Source organism: Stenotrophomonas sp. (assembly GCF_050737075.1).
Taxonomy (GTDB): domain Bacteria; phylum Pseudomonadota; class Gammaproteobacteria; order Xanthomonadales; family Xanthomonadaceae; genus Stenotrophomonas.
Genome location: NZ_JBOHXV010000164.1, coordinates 1 through 4,324, shown reverse-complemented (window position 1 = coordinate 4,324; position 4,324 = coordinate 1). Strand labels below are relative to the sequence as shown.

Genomic DNA, 4,324 nt, shown 5'->3' with positions numbered 1-4,324 from the left:
CCGGCCACGCAACGCGTGGCCGAAACCCCGAAAACCAGCCACGCAGGGCGTGGCTCTACCGGCCGTACGCGCGCAGCAGCTTCACCAGCACCTGCGCTTCGGCAGCCCGCTCGGCCGGGTCTTCCGGCGACACCACGTGCGCCTGCAAATGGTCATCCAGCAGTGCCATCAGCAACGCGTGCGCTGCACCGCGCACCGCCGACGCCTGCATCAGCACATCCGTGCAGTCTGCGTCCTCCGATTGAAGAGACGTTTCGAGAGCGGACACCTGCCCGGCCATACGCCGAACCCGGGCCAGAAGAGCCTTGCGTTGTTGTTGTACGTGCGCCATAGATGCCAAGCGTATACCCTATGGGGGTATATTCCAATGGCCTCATCACCCCCATGAACCTTGCCGCCACCGCAGACGCCCGTCGCCACAACCACCGTTTCGACGATGGCAACCCGCTGGCCGAGCGCCGCACCCGCCAGGCCCTGTACCTCACCGCCGCGATGATGGTCGTCGAGATCTTCGGCGGCTGGTGGTTCAACTCCATGGCCGTGCTCGCTGACGGCTGGCACATGAGTTCGCACGCCCTTGCACTGGGCATGGCCGCCTTTGCCTACGCCTGTGCGCGCCGATATGCGCACGACGGTCGCTTCGCGTTCGGCACCTGGAAGATCGAAATACTGGGTGGCTACACCAGCGCCATTGCGTTGCTGGGTGTGGCCCTGTTGATGGCCGTGCAATCCACTGAACGCCTCTTCTCACCCAGCAACATCCACTACAACCAGGCCATCGGCATAGCCGTGGTGGGCCTGGTGGTCAACCTTGTCTGCGCGTGGTGGCTGCACGACAGCAAGGGCGGTCACAGCCATGGGCACGACCATGGGCATGCACACGGCCACGCGAACCATGACCACGGCCATCATGAACACGGGCGCGGCCACCACCACGGCCACGGTGACGACCTCAACCTGCGTTCGGCGTACCTCCATGTCATCGCCGATGCGGCCACCTCCGTGCTCGCCATCGTGGCGTTGATCGGCGGCAAGGTATGGGGCGCCGCATGGCTGGACCCGCTGATGGGTCTGGTGGGCGCCGTTCTGGTCACGGTCTGGGCCATCGGGCTGCTGCGCGACACCGGCCGCATCCTGCTCGACGCGCAGATGGACGCCCCCGTCGTGGCCGAAGTGCGTGAAGTGATCGAGCAGGGCCCCTGGCAGGCCAGCCTCGCCGATCTGCACGTCTGGCAGGTAGGCCGCGGCAAGTACGCCGTGGTCGCCAGCGTGGTGACCACGGCGGATGTAACCGCAGATGTCTTCCGCGAGGCACTCAGCGTGCACGAAGAGTTGGTACACGTGACCGTGGAAGTTCATCGCGTAGCGTTGGCAAACCAGTAGCGCCGGGCTTTGCCCGGCTTGCCACGCGAAGCGTGGCAATGGTTTGGTCGCTGACATCGCAGACACATATCCAACAAGCGAAACGCAGCCAGGCATGGCCTGGCTCTACGCGCGCGCGCGCGGGCTCTGGCTTTAGAGGCGGAGCAGCATGCCCGCCAGGAACAGCAACAGGGGCGCCGCGCTGATGATTGCGCCGACGACGCCCACCCACGGCCAGCGTTCGCGTCGCACCCTAGCGCCCATGCTCAACAACAGCCCGAGCACCGCACACGCCAGCACACCGACCGATATGCCGGCGTTGCCTACCAGCATCCGGCCCACCGAAGGGGAAGCCTGCGCTGCGGCAACCGCCAACGCCAGCAGCACCGGCGCCACCAGCCAGCTGGCTGCCCCCAACAGCGGCAAACGTTGGCCGGCGGGCGGGGAGGCGGGGTTCGGGTTCGATAGGGGTGCGGACGTGGTGTGGGACATGTGGCTGCTCCGTGGGTCTGTCCAACCGTACACCCAACGCCACACCTGCACACGCCCTCGGCACCCGTACGTGCACCATGCCTCTACGACCTGTCCCTGGGGGGGATCCACCGATGCGTACCGTTCCGTTGCTGCTTGTGTTGCCCAGCCTGCTGTTGCTCTCTTCGTGCCGCGATAACGGCGCCGGACCCAGCACGTTCTCGTCAGACCCCTTGCTCGGCTGCTTCGCCACCCATCCGCGCAAACCCGCGGAGTTCCGCATCGAACAGGAACAGGGCGCGTACTTCGTTTCCTTCAACCGCGACGAGCAGTGGCAGCGTGACAGCACGCCGTTGCAGCTGTCTTCGCGCGCCGACATCGCCCGCTTCTTCAAGGACGACGCCGGCCAGATCGACAAGGCGCTGGTACGCCCCACGGGGGGCTTCGGCATCTTCCACTTCAATCCCGGCGCCACCCTCAAGGGCAAGGACAAGGACAGCGACTACATGGCGTTGGTGCTGATCGGTGCAGGGCCGGTGTTCCAGGTGGCCTGCCCCTGAGCGCCGCACCCCCGGCGCAGCCGCGCGGCGAGCCGCGGATGTGCAGCTGCCGCCAGGGTTTCCTCGTCGGTGCGTATTCCCCTCGCACCGAACCCTGGCGCCCCCACGGGATGCAACGGCGCAGCAACAGCCGTGCTCCCTCTCCCCTGACTCTTCCGCGCGCGCAGGCATCCGCGCGCATGCTGGCCATCCTTTCTGCAGCGCGCGCCGTACGCCACCCGACCGTCAGCATGGCGTCTCCCCCTGTGCGCACTGGCGGTGGATGGAGCTGTAAGGCCACTCGCAGGCCTCGCGCACCAGCCCGTGCTTGACCGGGTTGTCGTGCACGTAGGCAATGTGGCGTTGCACATCCTCGGCATCCACCAGCCGGTGCTCGCGGAAGTCGGTGTGCCACAGCGGGCGCGCGCAGCGATCGCGGCGCACCATCGCACGCGGCGGGTGGCCGGGCAGCTGCCGGTCGAACACCGCCTGGATCTGCAGCCAGCGCCGATGGCCTTCTTCGTCACCCGCCGGCAGCGTCCACACGCCGTGCAGGTGATTGGGCAGTATCACAATGGCGTTGACCCGGAACGGCCGGGTCTGCTGCGCTACCCGAAACGCGAGGCGCAGCACCTGTGCATGCTCCACCAGCAGGTGGCTGTAACGGTCACGCAGGTGCGCACTGAAGAAGTACGCGCTGCCGGGTTGCCAAGGGGTGTTGTGAGTGCCCATGGCCGCAGTGTGCAAATCTGCGCAGGCGCAAACGATCAGTCCAGTACCTGCGCCCGCGTCAGCGTGCTGCCCTGTGCAGGGTCAGACACGTGCCAAGGTCAGACACGCGGAAACGCATGACGGCGACTGCCTTCAGCGCGCGGCGCGAGGCGCGCCAAGTGCGGCCACACATTCCTGCTCGGCCACGCGTCCAATATGCGCGGCCAGGTGCACGTCGCCGTTGTTGGCAAGCCGCTGGGCCGCCTGCGAGTCGGATGGCAGCGGCCGGCGCAGCGCATCGCTGACCGGCACCGACCAGCTCTGCGGCGCGGCCGCACTGTCTGTCGACGATTGCTCGCCCAGCGTCCACGGCAACATGTGCAGCGTCTGCTCGCGCGAGGAAATCACCCGGTCAGGCCCATTGCTGAAGGTGATCACGACACGCATTGCCGGTTCGTCGTCAGTCCAGGGCATCCCCTGGTAGTACGCGTCCACCTGTGAGCGCAGCTCCGCGCCCTTCAGATGGGCATACATGCGGTCGCGGATCTCCTTGGCGGTGCAGCCGGGCACATCGGCGCGCGCGGTCACCAGGGCGTTTTCCATCATCCACACTGGCGAAACGTGCCGTGCCACCACCTGCACGGCGCGCTCGCGCGGCCACGGCGGTGCCGACAACGCCCACAGCAGTTCGCCCACCCGCTGCGCAGGGACGTTGGCGCGCGTGGTCGTGATGCCGTCGGCAGCCTCCACCATCGAAGTGCGGGTGAACGCGCGCTGGCCCGCGCCGCGCTGCAGCCGGTGCACCTCATCGGCGCGCTCCCAGCCGCTGTGCTGGTACTGGATCTCGACCGAGCGCACGTTGTGTATCGTCACCGCGGCCGGTGCACCTGCGGGCCCGCTGCACGCGACCAGCAGCACGGCAGGCACGCAGCCCAGATAGCGCAACGCGGTATGTAAGAAGGTAGGCATCCCGCATTCTAGACCTGCCGGCGCGCGACGCACGGCCCAGTTCTGCATCTTTCAATCGGCCTTTGTCCCACAGGTGGGACACACCGCACGGCGCTGCACCTTTGGCCTCGAACAGACTGGAATGAATCCCGACGCGCCGCGTGCATCCCATGCCTATCCTGCTGCTGTTCCTGCTCACGACCGCCACGCCAGAGCCGTTCCCGCCCGGCTACCACGACCGCCCCGGCGACGCCGACGACGGTATCCACGTGATCGTCCGCACCGGCCTGTGG

General features: G+C 67.2%; 6 protein-coding genes. 2 read left to right on the top strand and 4 right to left on the bottom strand.

The window, feature by feature from the left end; translation table 11 throughout:
• Window positions 1-55: 55 nt before the first annotated feature.
• Complete coding sequence (locus tag ACREPD_RS21805; RefSeq protein WP_431601231.1) at window positions 56-331, bottom strand: metal-sensing transcriptional repressor; 276 nt, start codon at window positions 329-331, stop codon at window positions 56-58.
• A gap of 53 nt (window positions 332-384) precedes the next feature.
• Between ACREPD_RS21805 and dmeF the strand changes: the two genes are divergently transcribed.
• Entirely contained in the window at window positions 385-1,383 is a 999-nt protein-coding gene (gene dmeF, locus ACREPD_RS21800) for a CDF family Co(II)/Ni(II) efflux transporter DmeF (RefSeq protein ID WP_431601230.1), read from the top strand.
• Window positions 1,384-1,515: 132 nt separating this feature from the next.
• On the opposite strand, the gene ACREPD_RS21795 is transcribed toward dmeF, so the two are convergent.
• Window positions 1,516-1,854, bottom strand: a complete 339-nt coding sequence (locus tag ACREPD_RS21795) for a hypothetical protein (protein WP_431601229.1) — start codon at window positions 1,852-1,854, stop codon at window positions 1,516-1,518.
• 113 nt (window positions 1,855-1,967) lie between these two features.
• Between ACREPD_RS21795 and ACREPD_RS21790 the strand changes: the two genes are divergently transcribed.
• Entirely contained in the window at window positions 1,968-2,393 is a 426-nt protein-coding gene (locus tag ACREPD_RS21790) for a hypothetical protein (protein WP_421569039.1), read from the top strand.
• A gap of 225 nt (window positions 2,394-2,618) precedes the next feature.
• On the opposite strand, the gene ACREPD_RS21785 is transcribed toward ACREPD_RS21790, so the two are convergent.
• Both ACREPD_RS21785 and ACREPD_RS21780 read right to left on the bottom strand, forming a co-directional pair.
• A complete protein-coding gene (locus ACREPD_RS21785; RefSeq protein ID WP_431601228.1) occupies window positions 2,619-3,104 on the bottom strand; it encodes an REP-associated tyrosine transposase in 486 nt (161 codons plus the stop codon).
• Between the two features lie 132 nt (window positions 3,105-3,236).
• A complete protein-coding gene (locus tag ACREPD_RS21780; protein WP_431601227.1) occupies window positions 3,237-4,052 on the bottom strand; it encodes a hypothetical protein in 816 nt (271 codons plus the stop codon).
• Window positions 4,053-4,324: the final 272 nt, after the last annotated feature.

Excerpts from the sequence above, each read along its gene's own strand:
- ACREPD_RS21805 (WP_431601231.1), bottom strand. The coding sequence starts at position 331 with ATGGCGCACGTACAACAACAACGCAAGGCTCTTCTGGCCCGGGTTCGG.
- dmeF (WP_431601230.1), top strand. The coding sequence starts at position 385 with ATGAACCTTGCCGCCACCGCAGACGCCCGTCGCCACAACCACCGTTTC.
- ACREPD_RS21795 (WP_431601229.1), bottom strand. The coding sequence starts at position 1,854 with ATGTCCCACACCACGTCCGCACCCCTATCGAACCCGAACCCCGCCTCC.
- ACREPD_RS21790 (WP_421569039.1), top strand. The coding sequence starts at position 1,968 with ATGCGTACCGTTCCGTTGCTGCTTGTGTTGCCCAGCCTGCTGTTGCTC.
- ACREPD_RS21785 (WP_431601228.1), bottom strand. The coding sequence starts at position 3,104 with ATGGGCACTCACAACACCCCTTGGCAACCCGGCAGCGCGTACTTCTTC.
- ACREPD_RS21780 (WP_431601227.1), bottom strand. The coding sequence starts at position 4,052 with ATGCCTACCTTCTTACATACCGCGTTGCGCTATCTGGGCTGCGTGCCT.